At 67.5% G+C, this 16597-nt stretch carries 13 protein-coding genes; 7 read left to right on the top strand and 6 right to left on the bottom strand.

Translation table 11 applies throughout. The features are described 5' to 3' along the window. Positions 1-46: 46 nt before the first annotated feature. Entirely contained in the window at positions 47-1084 is a 1038-nt protein-coding gene (locus AC1RLW_RS27480; protein ID WP_493195804.1) for a helix-turn-helix domain-containing protein, read from the top strand. On the opposite strand, the gene AC1RLW_RS27475 is transcribed toward AC1RLW_RS27480, so the two are convergent. The 5 genes from AC1RLW_RS27475 to AC1RLW_RS27455 form a co-directional block, all read right to left on the bottom strand. Further along, positions 1075-1530, bottom strand: a complete 456-nt coding sequence (locus AC1RLW_RS27475; RefSeq protein ID WP_493195803.1) for a hypothetical protein — start codon at positions 1528-1530, stop codon at positions 1075-1077. The genes AC1RLW_RS27480 and AC1RLW_RS27475 overlap by 10 nt on opposite strands. A gap of 206 nt (positions 1531-1736) precedes the next feature. Further along, complete coding sequence (locus tag AC1RLW_RS27470) at positions 1737-2864, bottom strand: fimbrial protein (RefSeq protein ID WP_493195802.1); 1128 nt, start codon at positions 2862-2864, stop codon at positions 1737-1739. Positions 2865-2907: 43 nt separating this feature from the next. Continuing rightward, positions 2908-5460 (bottom strand): fimbria/pilus outer membrane usher protein, encoded by a 2553-nt coding sequence (locus tag AC1RLW_RS27465; protein ID WP_493195801.1) that lies wholly within the window; start codon positions 5458-5460, stop codon positions 2908-2910. A gap of 67 nt (positions 5461-5527) precedes the next feature. Next, complete coding sequence (locus tag AC1RLW_RS27460) at positions 5528-6298, bottom strand: fimbrial biogenesis chaperone (protein ID WP_493195800.1); 771 nt, start codon at positions 6296-6298, stop codon at positions 5528-5530. Between the two features lie 65 nt (positions 6299-6363). Then, entirely contained in the window at positions 6364-6900 is a 537-nt protein-coding gene (locus AC1RLW_RS27455) for a fimbrial protein (protein ID WP_095949448.1), read from the bottom strand. Positions 6901-7484: 584 nt separating this feature from the next. Here AC1RLW_RS27455 and AC1RLW_RS27450 point away from each other — a divergent pair. From AC1RLW_RS27450 to AC1RLW_RS27430, 5 genes are all read left to right on the top strand, one after another. Then, the gene (locus AC1RLW_RS27450; protein ID WP_095743456.1) at positions 7485-8042 is read left to right on the top strand and encodes a fimbrial protein; all 558 of its coding nucleotides are present in this window, start codon (positions 7485-7487) and stop codon (positions 8040-8042) included. A 220-nt stretch (positions 8043-8262) separates the two neighbouring features. Further along, the gene (locus AC1RLW_RS27445) at positions 8263-9048 is read left to right on the top strand and encodes a fimbrial biogenesis chaperone (protein WP_493195799.1); all 786 of its coding nucleotides are present in this window, start codon (positions 8263-8265) and stop codon (positions 9046-9048) included. An 80-nt stretch (positions 9049-9128) separates the two neighbouring features. Further along, positions 9129-11741, top strand: coding sequence for a fimbria/pilus outer membrane usher protein (locus tag AC1RLW_RS27440; protein WP_493195798.1), 2613 nt, complete (start codon positions 9129-9131; stop codon positions 11739-11741). Continuing rightward, positions 11738-12733, top strand: a complete 996-nt coding sequence (locus tag AC1RLW_RS27435) for a fimbrial protein (protein WP_493195797.1) — start codon at positions 11738-11740, stop codon at positions 12731-12733. The genes AC1RLW_RS27440 and AC1RLW_RS27435 overlap by 4 nt, the downstream gene beginning before the upstream one ends. 207 nt (positions 12734-12940) lie before the next feature. Next, positions 12941-13696 (top strand): winged helix-turn-helix domain-containing protein, encoded by a 756-nt coding sequence (locus AC1RLW_RS27430; RefSeq protein WP_493195796.1) that lies wholly within the window; start codon positions 12941-12943, stop codon positions 13694-13696. Between the two features lie 129 nt (positions 13697-13825). Here the strand turns inward: AC1RLW_RS27430 and AC1RLW_RS27425 are convergent, their stop codons facing one another. Further along, positions 13826-14188 (bottom strand): hypothetical protein, encoded by a 363-nt coding sequence (locus tag AC1RLW_RS27425; protein WP_492733701.1) that lies wholly within the window; start codon positions 14186-14188, stop codon positions 13826-13828. Between the two features lie 148 nt (positions 14189-14336). On the opposite strand from AC1RLW_RS27425, the gene AC1RLW_RS27420 reads away from it, so the two are divergent. Further along, positions 14337-16595, top strand: a complete 2259-nt coding sequence (locus AC1RLW_RS27420) for a hypothetical protein (RefSeq protein ID WP_493195795.1) — start codon at positions 14337-14339, stop codon at positions 16593-16595. Positions 16596-16597 lie beyond the last annotated feature (2 nt).

Below are 16597 nucleotides of genomic sequence, written 5' to 3'. Positions count from 1 at the left end.
GGACACGCAGGAAGACCGCACGGGGCGCCGCCGCGCCGCATCCGCGATGAGGAGCGCCATCAAGCCGCAAGGCGTGCGCCGCAACCCCGCGCCGGAGATCGAGCACAGCTTCATGCACCATCCGCAGACCGGTCCGGTGCCTTCGGGCCAGCGTGGCTTCCTGCACAGCCTGCAGCACGGCAGCCCGTCACCGCAGGAGCGCTGGCACTGCCATGACGCGTACGAGCTGCACCTGATCGCCGACACGGGAGGCTGGGCCTTCGTCGGCGACCACGTCGGGCGCTTCGAGCCGGGTCACCTGGTGCTCACCGGGCCTCGGTTGCCGCACAACTGGGTGTCGCTCAACCTGCCGTCCGAAGGCGTGGAACTTCGCAGCCTCGCCTTGCAGTTTCCGGACGCACCGCTGCGCCAGGGCATGCAGGTGTTCGCCGAACTGCAGGAAGCAGCCCCGCTGCTCGAAATGGCCCGCTACGGGATCGAGTTCTTCGGCATCAGCGACGACGTGCGCGAACACCTCGAGCGCCTGCAGCGCAGCGAAGGGCCCGAACGGTTCTCCGAGTTTCTCGGCCTGCTGAGCCTGCTCACGCGCTGCAGGCAGCATCGCGTGCTCTCGTCGGGCTGGCTGCCGATCAAGGGCAACGCGGAGACGGTCGCTGGCATCGGCAAGGCCGTCGCGTACATCCGGCAGCACCTCGACCAGCCGCTGTCACTCTCGGAGGTCTGCGCACAGACAGGCCTGAGCCAGGGTAGTTTTTCGCGGCTGTTCAGCCAGGCCACGGGCGTGCCGTTCACCGATTTCGTGAACCGGCTGCGCGTCGGCAAGGCGTGCCAGCTGCTGATGGAAAGCGACCAGCAGATCTCGAGCATCTGCTACGCCGCCGGGTACAACAACATCGCCAACTTCAACCGACGCTTCCTGGAGATCAAGGGCATGACGCCCAAGGAGTTCCGCCTGCGGATGGCCATGCGCCACAGCCAGAGCCAGACGCTGCCGATCTCGCGGCTCGACATGGCGGGCGTCGGTGCGATGGCCGCCACCGACACGGTTCACGCCAGCGCCGCGATATCGCAGCGTCAGTCGTAGGCGAGCGTCACCAATGCGGCCGATGGGCCGCCTGCTTGCGGCTGCGCCAACGCAAGCAGTGACAGCGTGCCGCCCTGCTGGCCGATCGCATGCCACTGCGCGGGATCGATGGCCTGCGTGCGCCCCCGGCTGTCCACGAAGCGCGCCGACACCGCCTGCGTGCGCGCCATCTCGACCTTCATTCGCGCGCTGGGCCGGTCCACGGTTTCACGGGAAAAGGCCAATTCGGCCTGGCGTTCGCCCGTCGATGTCGCCTTCATCCGCTGCGGCTGTTGTCGTTGATGTTGCTGGGGTTGCACCAGGGCCACCTGGTAGGGCGCGGCGACGATGGCGCCGGTGAAATGAATGGTGCCGTCCCCGGCGTGGCTGCCAAGCGCCAGCCCGCCCAGCCAGGAAATGCCGGCCATCGCGGCGAGCCGACGAAGAGAAACCGCGCGTTGTTCCATGGTGCTCCCTCCTTGCCATCCGCCGCTGAAGCGGCACATTCAAGAGCGCCTTGGGCAAGGCGACCGGAGCGATGTTACGCGTGCAATGTGACGCGTTTCTCAGTGCAATCACTCCACCCGACGGCGCTGTCTAGGTGCAAGATGGCGTGTTGTGCTACGCGCGTGTGACTTCAATCCGCGAGGTCGGCCGCCAAGGGCATGACCACCTATTGGTAGTTCATCGCAAAGATCAACACGGCGTTTGCCGTACCCGGTGTGACCGTTGCATCAATCTGTTGATAGGCGGCCTGGAATTTGACCGAATGGCTGCTACCGGAGGTGACGTCGTAGTCCAGGCGATAGGCACTCCCGGCGCCGAATGGGACAGACGCCGAATTGCTGATGCGCAAGGCAATCCCCTTGGCTGTCGACCCGGAAGAAAGCGCAAACACGTTGGTACGCGGGTTCTCTGTGCCATTTGAGTAGATTCGGTACGCGACAGACACGGGGCGCGGCAAAGGCCCCGTGGTCACAAGCATCATCCCCGGAGGACAGGTGACCGAAACTTCGAAGTCCTTCGCTGGCGTGGTCGTGCCGATGCCTGCGAACGCCGAACTCTTGTACGAGCCCATCGCGACGGTCAGGTCCTTCACTGTGCAAGTCGGAAGACCTTGGACCACCGTCGGCCCTGCCGTAACGCTCCACGTGCCCTTTGTCAGCACCCCGTCGAGGCTGTAGCTCGACTCGAGCATGGGGACAAAGGGCGTTACGGTTCCTCCGCTGATTGCTCCCGTTTTCACAAACTGCATCAATACGGAGGTGCTCACTCGGCCAACTCCTGCGGTACCGCACTTGACCCATACGCCTGAAGAGGGTGTGAACTGAACCGTTGCAGCTGCTCCCGATCCAGGGGCCGTTGATGGCAGGCCACCAGCGTCGACGACACCGCTGTTGCACGGCCCCACGAAAAGGGAGGCGGCAAACGCAACGCCAACGCCCTGGACATTCGTGTCAAAGACGCTGATTGGGGTACCGGAATATAGAACCTGAATACCTGATTTCGACAACCCCACAACCTTGATCGCAGCACCAAGAAGCGCGTTTCCGGTGCAGGTATACATAAGCCCCCCTCCCCCCTGCATTAGAGGCAACCAAGACGTCAGCCCCCCTCCCGTCCCCAGATTCGGGTTCACGTAGATCGTGGCGGGCAGCGCGGCGACCACGCTGGGCGAAGCCGTGCATTTCGATTGCGCGCTCACGGAAAGAGGCAACCCCAGCAAGCACATGGCAAGACACGCCAGCGCCGCGCGCACGGTGCGATTGATCGATTTCGATAGCCATCTCTTGCAGTTCATCGCTTGTCCTTGTTTGTCCGTTGTCTGGAGACTGGTCGCCCTCTCACTGGGCGCACTGAGCGTCCACCACCTGCCACGGCGACGCAGGGGCATCGGTAGACGCCGCGCCCAACAGAAGCGGCAAGCTGCATCGCTGCCCTTTCTCCTCGCCCCACGCCAACTCGTACTGCGCGGCCTCGGCCATCACGCTGCGCAGCAGAAGCCGCCCGTCCTGCGCCACCGTGCCGACCTCCTGCCCCGCCGCGTCCGTCACCCGCGCACCGAACGGCACCGGCGTGCCGTCGGCCAGGGTGACGCGCACGAGCACCGAGCGCCCGCCGCCCGAGGTCTCGAACTTCAGCTTGACCACGGCACCCGCCGTGGGTGCGACGCGCTGCGTGCTCGACTTCAGCTCCACGCTCATCGGCAGGCCCTTGGGATCGAGCTCGACTTCGTTGCTCGCAAAGGGCGCGAGGTTCGACACCACGGCCTGCCCTCCTGGCCCGACACGCAACCCGCTTGCATTGGCGACGCGCGCGCCGTTCGCGCCCTTCGCCTCGACGATGGCGAGTGTTTCGCCCATCGCAGGCGCGAACACCACGCCACCGCCGTGGGCCACCACACCGCCCGACACGCCCACGCCCAACTGCGAATAACCATCGCCGGCCGACGCGCTGCCGCGCCAGGTGGCGACAGGCGAGGTATGGGCCACCGTGGCGCCGCCGCCGGTGCGTGACGACTTCGATGCCCCTTCGCCCCCGCGGCTGTGGCTCGCGTTGAGGCTGTAGCTCCACGCGTTGTCTTCGCCGAACACGCCGCCTGCGGAGGTGCGCATGTCGATCGCGCCGCTGGAATCGCGCTGCACGCTCGACGTGGTGTAGACCTCGCGCGACCCGGCGTCCAGCGGAATGCCGAAGGTCAGCATGACCGTGTTGTTCCAGCGCTTGCGCAAGGGGTCGAACTGCCGGGCGGCCGAGAGCCCGAGGTTCACGCGGCCGAAGCTCTTGCTGTAGCCGGCCTGGAACTGCGTGTCCCGGCCCTCGCGGTTCCAGTAGTCCTGGGTCGAGCCGCTCAGGTAGAAGGACCCCATGTCGCCCGGCAGGTTCTGGTTGAGCATGAGCTGCAGGCGGCCGCGCAGGTGTCCGCCCGGCAGGCCGCTGCCGTCGCCGCGCGAGGGCCCCGGGGCCTCGCCCAGCGCCACGGCTTCGCGCAGACCCAGGTAGCCCTTGCTCGAATAGCGGTAGGCCGCAAGCGTGACGTGGGTGTCGGTGGGCGCCAGGATCTTGGTGTAGGCCAGTCGCACGCTGTGGCCGCTTCGGCGCGCCTGCCCGGGCAGGCTGGCCGCAGTGCCGGTCAGGTCGACGCCGAAGGCGCCCCAGCTGGTGTTGAGCGCAGCCCCACCCACCAGGGCGCGATAGCCGCGTGCAAGCAGCACGCCGCCGTAGCCCGTGAGCATGTTCGTGAAGCCATGCTGCACCGTGCCCTGGAACAACGCGCGCCGGCTGTGCAGCTGTGAATCGCGCAACTGGCCCGCCGTCACGCGGTAGCGCGTGATGCCGGGACGCAGCGCGTTCACCGCGGCGGCGTAAGGCACCTTCGACACCTGCACGCTGCCGTCGGCTTCGGTGACTTCGACGTCGAGGTCGCCGCCGTAGCCCGTGGGATACAGGTCGTCGATCACGAAGGCGCCGGCCGCCACCGTGGTTTCGCGCAGCAGGTTGCCGTTCTGCCTCACGCGCACCACCGCATTGCCGCGGGCGATGCCCGTGATGCGCGGCGCATAGCCGCGTTGCGACTCCGGCACCATGCGGTCGTCGGTGGCCAGCTGCACACCGCGAAAGCCGAAGCTGTCGAACAGCGCGCCCTCGGTGAAGGCATCGCCCACCACCAGCTGGCTGCCCCAGGGCTCGACGGCGCGCTGCACGTAGGTCTGCGTGCCCTGGTAGTGGGTGCCGCGCGCCGAGCCGGTCGTGAGGCTGCCGTGGTGCCGCAGCCGCCAGGGGCCGATGTTGCCGCCCGCCACCAGGCCCACGTAGCCCTGGCTGTCCGAGCGTCCTGCGGTCTTCGAGCGGTAGTAGTTGGCGTCGTACTGCAGCAAGGCGGCGGGCACGCCGTCGTCCCATTGGCTCGGGTCCACATGGCCGCGCGCCTGGCGCCGAAGCGCCGCCTGCGGCACGCCGATATCGAGCCGCTGTTCGCCGTTGTCGAAGAACGCGGTCGCGTCGGGCACCAGCTGGGCCAGCGCCACGCAATCACGTGGCGAAGGCGCAGCGCCTGGCAACAGGGCCACCGCCTCGGGCGACAGCCGTTGCAGATCGATGCCCACACGCTCGAGCAGATCGCGGTCGAAGCAGGTCGCAACATCGCCGCTGCGCGCGCCCACGGCCTTCAGCGTGACGGTGATGCGCCCAAGCCAGACCTGGTTGACGTAGAGGTCGGCGCGATAGCGCCCCGCCTCAGCGGGGTTGCCCTTGTTGTAGCGGCTCAGGTCCAGCGGCACGCCGTTGCCCAGCCGCAGGAAGTCTTCGTTGAAACGCACTTCCGCAGGCTGCGTTGCGGCGGCCGGCGTGTTGGCCCTGGCCTGCGTGCTGGCCGCCATCGCCAGAAGCGTCGCCAACGCGCAGGGGGACAACCGCCGCACGGTCCGCACGGCGTTCTTCGAGGCCTTCATGCATCGCCATCCGCTAGCGTGCGGCGCCCTTGGGGAGCACGGCGTTGCCTTGCACGGCGCCGCCGTAGTCGTTCAGCGTCTGATAGCGAAGCTGGAGGTCTGCGGCCGCACGGCCATCGAGCGAACCCTTCAGCGGGAGCTCCCTGGTTTCGCCCGGCGCCACCATCACGCCATCGTCGAACCCTGCGCGCTTGCCTTCGCTCTCGAGTTCCACCGAGACGAGGTTCAGGTGATAGGGCGTCGGGTTGCGCACCTCGATCGCCGGCGCGCCCTCGCGCCCGACCAGCCGCCAGACCGCCTGGGCCGGAGCCCCTTCGGCCTTGCCCGCCAGCCCGGGCGGACGGAAGAACAGCTTGATCCGCGAACGGAACGCCAGCTGCAGCTTGTTCGCCTCGGCCATGGCCCCTTCGGGACGGGGCGGCACTTCGAGCATGTTGAGCCAGAACACCGACTCGCGGTCGGAAGGCAGCGGCTCCCCCGTGTAGGCGATGCGCAGAGTCTGGCTGCGCGTGGGATCGATGCGGGACACCGGCGGCGTGACCAGGAACGGCGCGCCCTTCGCGGCAGGGCCGGCCTCGGCGTTGCCGTCGTCGGTCCATACCTGCACCAGGGCGGGCGACGCCCCCTCGTTCGAGAGCCTCAGCGTGACCTCGGTTTCTTTCGCGGGGTAGATGACGCGGGTGGCGGCGATCACCACGGCCGCCTGCACCCCGCCGCACAGGACGAGCGCGCCGATGGCCGCCGTCACGATCCGCATCGCAGCCGATGCATGCGCAGTCTTCATGGGTCCTCCCGAAGCGGTCATTCCGGACACGGGCGACCGCTGGCTGCGGCCGCCCGCGCAACCCGTCACTGGTAGGCGATCGAATACACGACGCTCGTCGTGACCTTGCCGACGGTGGCGGCACCGCCGCTGGCGACGTACTCGGCCGTGTAGCGCAGCGAGGCCGCGCCGTTGACGATGTCGGCGGCTCTGGAGTTCTGCGCCGACAGCGCCAGGCCGAGCTTGATCGCGCTGGCGTCGTCTGCGTTGCTCAGGCCGACCTGCACATTGGTGGCCCCACCCGGGGCGGGAATGAGGCGGCCGGTCGTGCTGTCCACGGTGGCACCCGGTTCGAACTGGACCTGCACCTTGGCGGGTGTGGCGGCGCAGCCGGTCAGGTCGATGCTGAACGGCGTCTTGCCGGCCGTCTTGCCGGTCGCGCTGAGCGTGCTGGCGGCGACGGTCGGCAAGGTCACGATGATGTCTTTGTTGCCGCCGTTGATCACGCAGGTCTGGCCCGTGATCTCGCCGTTGAAAGAGATGTTCCCGTCCGCCGCCGAGGCGGATTGCGAGAGGGCGAGCGCGCCAGTGAAAGCAACGGCGGCAATGAAGTGGGTACGCATATCGAGTGAACTCCTGGCAGATGAAGACGTGGTTTTGGATGTTGTGCGTGTGGGTTCGTCTTCGGAGGCCCTGTCACGCCGGTGCTCCTGCGCCAGTCGCGTGGGAGTCAAGTCAATTTATGAACGACATGTGTCCCGCAGGCATACGCGTTTGGAGTCGCGTGATATTCCAATGACCTGCGGACATTCAAAGGTGAACTAAATCACTCAAAAATTAACCGTTTGGCCAAGAGCTGCTGCCGCCGGCCCGGCTCAAGCGGACCTTTGCAAAGACTCGGCTGACGGGGTTATCTGCATTTTCAATTAACAATTTGGACGCAATTTCTTGAGCGCCGACAACCCTCAATCGGCGATCTTCCTTTAAATCACCATATTCATTCGCCTGCGTGCGGCGAGTTTTTCAGCTTCACCGATCTGTATTTCACATGAAATATGTCACCATTTCTTCACGAGAACGAACAACCAAACACAACCAAAGTTAATCACTGAAAACTCCGCATTTCATCGAGAAGATTTAAGAAATAGACTCCGCCCGCCTTACAAAGGCAAAGCGTTATTCATTCTTAAAAATTCAGGGAAATCAAATGCAAAAGGGTAGTTTTTTCAAGGCTGCAGCAGTCGCGGTCACCGTGGTTCTCTCTCAAGGCGCGCTGGCCGCCGACGGCACCGTGAACTTCACCGGCGAGATCGTCGACACGCTGTGCTCGATCGCACCGAGCAGCCAGAACCTGACCGTGCCGCTGGGCAAGGTGTCGCGCACCGTGTTCGACGGCGCCACCGCCGGCACCGCGGTCGTCGGCAAGAAGGCCACGCCCGCCAGGTTCAACATCGACCTGCTGGGTTGCGGCGCCACCGCCAAGGGCGCGACCGTGACCTTCAGCGGCACCGCCGACCTCGACGACGCCAGCAACCTGCGCCTGGCCAACGCCGGGCAGGTCGGCGTCGGTGCCGCCAGCGGCGTCGCCATCGAACTCGGCGATTCCGCCGGCACCAAGCTCCCGTTGGGCTCGCCGTCGGCGGTCTACATCCTGGGCCAGGGCGACAACGCACTCAAGTTCCAGGCTGCGTACGTCGCCACCCGCTCGGCCGTCACGGCGGGTCCGGCCAACTCGGTCGCGCAGTTCACGATCGCCTACAAGTAATCGCCGCATCCGCGGTCTTCGCACGCCGACCGAAGCCCTTCGCATCGCGTCGGCGCGATACCGCCCCGGCCTCACGGCACCACCGCCCGATCGACACACGGCGGCAGGTGCCACCTCCCGTTTTCATTTCTTGCCCGCACGCCGGGCGCACTTCGTGGTGCGCCGGCACGGTCGGGTGCGCGCGGTTCATGTGTCGGGAACGCGCCGAGGAATTTTTTCTATGTTCAGCAAGAACCGCTTCCGATGGACCTTGGCCGTCCTGCTGGCGCTGTGCCTTCCGTGGCCGGCCGGTGCGGGCATCACGCTCAGCGGCACGCGCGTGATCCTCGGCGAGAAGGACCGCGAGGCCTCCATCCCGGTGAAGAACACCAGCACCTCGCCCTACGTGGTCCAGACCTGGATCGACGCCGGCGAAGGCCAGAACAAGACTCCGCTGCTCGTCACGCCGCCGCTGTCGCGGCTCGATCCGGGCATGGAGAACATCCTGCGCATCATGCGCGTGGCCGGCGACCTGCCGGCCGACCGCGAGTCGGTGTTCTGGCTCAACGTCAAGGAGATCCCCGAGCGCTCGAAGGAGGAGAACGTGCTCCAGATCGCGGTGCGCAGCCGCATCAAGCTGTTCTACCGGCCGGCGCGGCTGGCGGGCAAGCCGGAAGAGTCGCGCGCGCAATTGCAGTGGGTGGTGAGCCCCGGCCCCGAGGGGCGCGGTGCGGTGCTGCGGGTCGCCAATCCGTCGGCCTACCACGTGACGTTCACGGCGCTGGACATCAACGACGGCCAGCAGAAGATCAACGCGGACATGGTGCCGCCCTTCGGCGAAGCCAGCTACCCGCTGACCGCGGTGAAGACGCCCGAAGCGATCCGGGTGAGCTTCACCACGCTCAACGACTACGGCGGCGAAACGCCCGGGGAGCAGGTCCGTGTTCCCCAGGGCACCACGCCCGTGGCGGTGAAGGCCGAGCTGCTGCCGCCGCCCGTCGCCCCGGCGGACGGCAGCAAGCAGTGATGACCCCGCGTCCGGGACGAATCGCCATGCGTCACTCCTGCGTCTTTCGCGCACCCGCCCGATCGGTACTTCATGCCACCATGCTGGGTGCGCTCGGCATGCTGAGCGTGCCGGCGCTCGCACAGCAACCCGCGCCACGGCCGCCGTCGGGCGGTGCCGACTTCAATGCGGAATTTCTCAGCATCGGCGGCGACCAGCCGCATGCGGACCTGTCCCTGTTCTCCACGGGCAATCGCGTGCTGGCGGGGACGTACCTCGTCGATGTCTCGCTCAACGAGCGCAGCACCGGCCAGGCCGACATCCGCTTCACCGCGGTAGAGGGCCAGCTCGACGCCACGCCCTGCCTCACACGCGGCATGTTCGACACGTGGGGCCTGAACGTGCCGGTGTTTCCCGGCCTGGCGAGCCTCCCCGACGACGCCTGCGTCGACTTGGCCTCCGCCATTCCCGAATCCGCCGTCACCTACGACGGCGGCAAGCAGCGCCTGACGCTCAGCATTCCGCAAGCGGCCTTGAAGCGGTCGGCACGCGGGGCCGTCGGCCCCGAAAAGTGGGACCGCGGCATCACCGCCGCGATGCTGGACTACCAGCTGAACTTCGCACGCTACAGCGGCAACAGCACGCGCGACACCGCGCCGATGTCGACGGCACCGCAGAACATCTTCGACGGCAATCCGTTCGCCGACAACGCGCGCAGGCCGCAGCGCAACACGCTCTTCGCGGGACTGCGCGCGGGCTTCAATGTCGGCGACTGGCGCTTTCGCCATTTTTCGACCTACAACCGCGGCCTCGACGGCCACAGCCGCTGGCAAAGCGTGAGCACGTATGCGCAACGCGACCTGGCATCGATCAACGCCTACCTGCGCATCGGCGACGGCAACACGCCCGGCAACTTCTTCGACAGCCTGCCATTCCGGGGCGTGCAACTGGCCTCCGACGACGCGATGCTGCCCGACAGCCAGCAGGGCTACGCCCCCACCATCCGCGGCGTCGCCCAGACCAACGCGCGGGTCACGGTGCGCCAGAACGGCTACATCATCTACAGCACCTACGTCGCGCCCGGCCCGTTCGTCATCGACGACCTCTACCCCACCTCGTCGAGCGGCGACCTCGAAGTGAGCATCGCCGAGGCCGACGGCCGGCAGACGCGCTACACGCAGGCCTTCTCAGCCGTGCCCACACTGCTGCGCGAAGGCACGTGGCGCTTCTCGGCCGCCGTCGGCAGGTACCGCAATGGCGAAGGCGTGGAGACCTCGCCGACCACGCCCGCGGCGGCACGACCGGCCTTCCTGCAGGCCACGCTGGCGCGCGGGCTGGGCAACGAGCTCTCGCTGTACGGCGGGCTGATGGGGGCGAACATGTACCAGTCGCTGCTCGTCGGGGTTGGCAAGAACCTGCGCGATTTCGGCGCCGTCTCGGTCGACCTGACGCACGCGCGGACCACCGATCGCACGCCCCTGAACGGCGCGTCGGTCTACAACGGACAGTCGCTGCGTTTCCTGTATTCGAAATCCTTCCTGGACGCCGGCACCAGCTTTCGCGTGGCAGGCTACCGCTATTCGACCAGCGGCTACCGCACCTTCCAGGAGGCGGTGCAGATGCAGGACCTGCAACCGCAGGAGTCGTTCCACAGTCGGCGCAACGAGCTGCGCTTCGAGCTGTCGCAGCAGCTCGGCGAGTGGGGATCGGTGTACGCCTCGGCGCGCCAGCAGAGCTACTGGGGCACCTCCGCCCAGGACCGGCTGGTGCAGGTCGGCTACTCGGGCAGCTACAGGCAGTTCGGCTACAGCCTCTTCTACAACCACAGCACCAGCCTGAACCGCGCGCCGAACCGGCAGATCATGTTCACGCTGACCATTCCCCTGGGCGACACGCGCGCCCATGCGCAGTACGCCGCCACGCGGGAGATCGGCGGGCGGCTGGTCCAGCAGGCGAGCGTCTACGGCGCGGCGCTGGACGACAGCCGCCTGACCTACAACCTGACCGCGGCGCATGCCAACCAGGACGGCGACAGCAGCGGCAGCGCAAGCGCCAGCTACCTCTCGCCCGTGGGCCGCTTCGACCTCGGGCATTCGCGCGGCCCGGGCTACGGCCAGACCACGGTCGGCGTGGCCGGCGGCCTGCTGGCGCATGCGAGCGGCGTGACGCTGTCGCAACCGCTGGGCGAAACCGTGGCATTGGTGCAGGCGCCCAAGGCGCAGGGCGTTGGCCTCGAATCGCGCCCGGGCGTGAGCACCGACTGGGCGGGCGACGCCGTCATTCCCAACCTCAGCCCGTACCGGCTCAACCGCGTCGCGCTTCGCACCGGCGACCTGGGTGACACCGTGGAAGTCAAGAACGCCGCCATGGACGTGGTGCCCACGCGCGGCGCCGTGGTGGCCGCGCGGTTCGAGACCTCGGTGGGCTACCGGCTGCTGATCACGCTGACCGACGGCAAGGGACGCGCACTGCCGCTGGGCGCGCGGATCGAGAGCGAGAGCGGCCAGGAAGTCGGCGTCGTCGGACCGGACGGCCAGGCCTTCGTCACGGGCGCGGGCGACAGCGGCCGGCTCACCGTGCGCTGGGGCCAGGACGCGGCGGACCAGTGCGACGTGCCCTACCGCCTGCCGGTCGATCCCAGCCCCCCGCCCATCCGCGAACTGACCGCGCAATGCCAGGCGACAGACAGCGCGCCACCGAAGGGAATGAAATGAGCAGACGCCCCCTGTTGAATGCCTGCACGGCCGCCTCGGCCCTGGGCCTGCTGCTGTGCGCCTCGCCAGTGCTGGCCGAGTGCTACGTGACCAAGGGCTACGTGGAAAAAATCGTCAACATGAACATCGGCCGCGTCGTCATTCCCAACGACGCCACCGTGGGCACGGTGTTCAAGCAGCAGTTCTTTCCCCTGCCCCTTTCCGGCACGACCGACAAGCCATGGACCTGCAAGAAAGGCGGCGTCGTGAAAGGCGTGATGCTGCAGGGCACCCCCGTGCCGGGCTACGACCACGTGTTCACCACCAGCGTTCCCGGGGTGGGCATCCGCCTGTCGCGCTACTTCGACCAAAGCTCGGTCTCCTACTACCCGCACGAGCGCTCGACCACCGACGACTTCGGCGATTTCAACGCGGCGTCCCGCTTTCAGGTGGAACTGTTCAAGACCGCGCCCGTCACCGGCAACGGCCCGCTCGCGCAGGGCACCTACACCCAGTACTACAGCGTCGCCGACACGAAGTCGGTTCTCACGACGAACCTGCTGGGCGAAGGCATCACCATCATCACGCCCTCGTGTTCGGTCGACCTGGGCTCGCGCAACATCCTGGTGCAATTCGGCAAGGTGCCCAAGGACGGCTTCAAGGGCCGCGGCAGCACCACGGCCGAACGCAAGTTCAGCATCAAGCTCAACTGCAAGGCGGGACAGAACGCGCAGAACACGGTGTACCTGCGCATGGATGCGCCACAAGATCCGTCGAACGAACCCGGCGTGCTGCGACCCACGCGAGGCACGCCGAACCTGGCGACCGGCGTGGGCATCCAGGTGATCGACGCGAAGAACGTGCCCGTCAAGTTCGGGGAAGAAACGCTGGTCGGCACCTCGAGGAACGGCGACTACGTGCTGAACTACACCGCGCGCTACTTCCAGACCGGCAACCAGGTGACGCCGGGGCGGGCCGACGGCACCGCCACGTTCAGCATCGAATACAAGTAAGAGCCCATGGAGAGGCTCGCTCCGTACCAAGAAGCGGGCAAGGAAGGATCACCCAGCGGCAGGATCGGATCAAGAAAAGCCCCCCCCTGACCAGAATCAAGATTCTTCGCGCACCGCGGAGGCAGCTTCGGCGCCTTGCAAGCAGGTTCAAGGTCGCTGGCTGATTCCGCTGTGAGTTACCGCCGTCTTTTGGAATCGACCCATCCCATGACCCTCGAGGGAAAACTGTCCCTGGCCCTGCTGGACAACAGCAGCTCGCGCAGCACCTTGCTCCAGGAGCGCCTGCGCACCATGGGTCATCGGCCCGTGATGTTCAGCACCATCGGAGAGCTGCTGTCCACCTTGAGCCGCGGCAGCCGCTTCGACCTGCTGCTGGCCGCGCCCGATGCCATGGGCAGCGAGAGCCTGCTCACCGTGTGCTGGGTGCTGGGCATGCCCGCCCTGCCCATCACCGCGCAGGGCGAGCCCGACGTCGTCGCGCTGCCTTCCTATTTCGACGACATGCCCCTGCTGGGCAGCGGCACCAATTTCGACCTGCGCCGCATCTCGAACGAGGCCCTGATGCAGCACATGCACACGCTCTACACGGAGCAGGACACGAGCGCCGCCACGCGCCAGGCCCCCTCCACGGACCGCTGGACCTGGGGCGAGTACCGCTTCGTCGACGGCAACAACACCGTGCTGCACCGCGACCGCGAGATCGCGCTCCAGCCGCGGCAGTTCTCCTTCGCACTCGAGCTGTTCCGCAACCTCGGCAACGTGCTGACGCGCTCCTGGCTCATGAGTTCGGTGTGGAAGCTCCCGCCCGAACGCCCCGTCACGCGCTCGCTCGACGCCTGCGCCACGAACGTGCGGCGCAAGCTGTCGCTGCAGCGCGAAAACGGGTACGTGCTGCGCGCGGTCTACGGGCAGGGATACCAGCTGGTGCCTGTGTCCTCGCCGGCGCCGTCGTATCGCATGTGAGATCCGGGGTGCGACGGCACCCTCGCGCATCCAAAGAAAAGCGACCGCTTCAGACAGTCGCTTTTTCTTTTTGGGGGGCGACTTCTTGCGAGTCCGAGGTCCGCGCAGAAGATCGCAAGACCCAAAGGCTCAGGACCGCGGTGCCCCACCCTCGCGCTGCCGCATGCGCCACTCCCCGACGAAGTAGTCGGCGCGAAACTTCAACCGCTCGATCACGGCCTCGCGGGTCGGCTGCTGCGCAATCACCAGCACGCACCGCGGCTCGTTGCCCTCGCGAAGTTCCGCCTTGCCCGAACAGGCGCCTTCGGCGGATTGCTGCAGTTCGAACCAGCAACTCCACCCTTCGGGCAGATCGAGATCGATGCGTGTGGCGGTCATGGCGACCGCAGGATAAGTCGGCGCGGCGCATCCACTCAATACCCTGGCATTGACCCTGCTGGCCATGGGTGGGATGCCGCGGTCGTCGGTCGCGATGTCGGCGTCGACCGACATCGCTGCGCGCCGTCTGTCCTCACGACCGCCCCGTCGCGCGATCTAGGCTGACGCCCACGAATTGAAGGCGCTGCGTCGTGCATGACGCACGCAGCCCTCTCTTCAAACACTCCCGATCCCGCACGACCATCCCAAGGACATCAGCCCGTTGACGACCGCCACCGCCCCCGTTCCCGCCGACCTTCCCGGCACCCACACGCCAGGCCCGACGCCGCACCGCTGGCAATTCCTCCGTGCGGACGGCGTGGACCAGGTGGTGTTCCGCAACGGCGAAGACATCGCACGCATCGCCGAGCTCGACCAGAAGCTCTGGGTCGCACTCGCCTGCCCCACGCGCGGCATCGACTTCGATGCGCGCACGCTCGACCTCATCGACACCGACAGCGACGGCCGCGTGCGACCGCCCGAAGTCATCGCGGCCTGCCAATGGGCGTGCGAGCGGCTGCGCAGCGCCGACGTGCTGCTCGCGGGCGGCGGCACGCTGTCGCTGGACGACCTCGACGACACGCGCGCGCCAGGTGCCGATCTCGCGAAGGAAGGCCGACGCATCCTCGACCTGCTCGGCAAGCAGGACACGCACACGCTGACCATCGCCGACATCGCCGACCGCGGCGAATGGCTGGCCGCGATGCGCTTCAACGGCGACGGCGTGGTCACGCCGGCCACGGCCGGCACCGACGACGCGCTGCGCGCCACCATCGAGGAAGCGATGCGCACCCACGGCAGCACGCCCGACCGGCACGAGCAGACGCCCGGCCTCGATCGCGCACGCGCCGAAGCCTTCATGGCCGAGGCACAGGCGGTCCGCGACTGGCATGCGCAGGGCGACGAGGAGGCGTTGCTCCCGCTGGGCGCACGCACGCTCGCTGCGGCCGAGGCCCTGCGCGCGGTCGCGGCCAAGGTCGACGACTTCTTCGCGCGCTGCCGCGTGGCCGCCTATGACGTGCAGGCGGTGGTGGCGCTCAACCCCTCGCCCGAAGCCTACGACGCGCTCGCGGGGCACACGCTCGACGCCAGCGTGCAACGCGTGGCGGAGTTACCGCTGGCTCCGGTCACGCCCCATCGCGCATTGCCACTGAGCGGTGCGAGCCTCAATCCCGCTTGGGCCGAGGCCATGGCCGCGTTCGCGCGCGACGCAGTGGCGCCGTTGCTCGGCGAACGCGACACGCTCGAAGAAGCCCAGTGGCAAGTGCTGCGCGAGCGGCTCGCGCCTTGCGACGCGTGGATCGCCGCGCGCCCTGACAACGCGCTCGCGGGCCTGCCGCGTGAACGCATCGATGCCCTGCTCGCGACACGCGACGCGTTGCTCGCACTCATTGCCGAAGACGAGGCCGCCGAGCACCACAACCGGCTGCTGACCGACCTCGAGAAGCTGCTGCGGCTGCAGCGCGACCTGCGCGTGCTGCTGCACAACTTCGTGTCGTTCAAGGCGTTCTACCGGCGCGAGGGCGCGATCTTCCAGGCGGGCACGCTCTACCTCGACGGGCGCAGCTGCGAGCTCACGGTGCAGGTGCAGGACACCGCGCGGCACGCGGCGCTGGCCGGCCTGGCCAAGACCTGCCTCGCGTACTGCGACTGCACGCGCCAGGGAGAGAAGATGAGCATCGTCGCCGCCTTCACGGCCGGCGACGTCGACTTTCTTTTCGCCGGACGCAACGGCGTGTTCTACGACCGCCAGGGCCGCGACTGGGACGCCACCGTCACCAAGCTGATCGAGAACCCCACGAGCGTCGCGCAGGCCTTCTTCGCGCCGTACAAGAAATTCGTGCGGTTGATCGAAGAGCAGGTGGCGAAACGCGCGGCCGCCAGCGAGGCCGGCTCGCAGAGCGCGTTGCAGACGCTGGCCGGACGCGTCGCCACCGCAGACCAACCGACCGACGCAGCGGCCTCGTCAACGAAGACGCCGGCCAAGCCCGGGCCGATCCTGCCCACCGCCAGCCGCATCGACGTCGGCACCGTGGCCGCCATCGGCGTGGCGCTGGGCAGCATCAGCGCGGTGCTGGTCGGCATCTTCGGCAAGTTCGTCGACCTGGGGCAATGGATTCCGGTGGCGCTCGTCGGCATCGTGATCGCGATCTCGGGACCGAGCATGCTGATCGCGTGGCTCAAGCTGCGCCAGCGCAGCCTGGGTCCGATCCTCGATGCGAGCGGATGGGCCATCAATGGCCGCATGAAGGTCAACGTGCGCCTGGGCGGCATGCTGTCGCAGACGGCGCGCGTGCCACCGGGTGCCCAGCGCATCGCGCCCGATCCGTACCGCCAGCGGCGCGGTCTCGCGGGCGCGCTGGCCGTCACCTGCGTGGTCGGCGCGGTGCTGCTGCTGGCCTGGCGCATGGACTGGCTCGACCCTCGGTTGCCGCCGCGGTTGCAGCATGATCGGGCGACCGCCACCACACCGGGCGCTTGACA

The sequence above is a fragment of the Variovorax sp. GW822-FHT04A09 genome (genome assembly GCF_058801005.1).
Note: the sequence above shows the minus strand (reverse complement) of the source record. Positions and strands in the feature narration are given on the sequence as shown.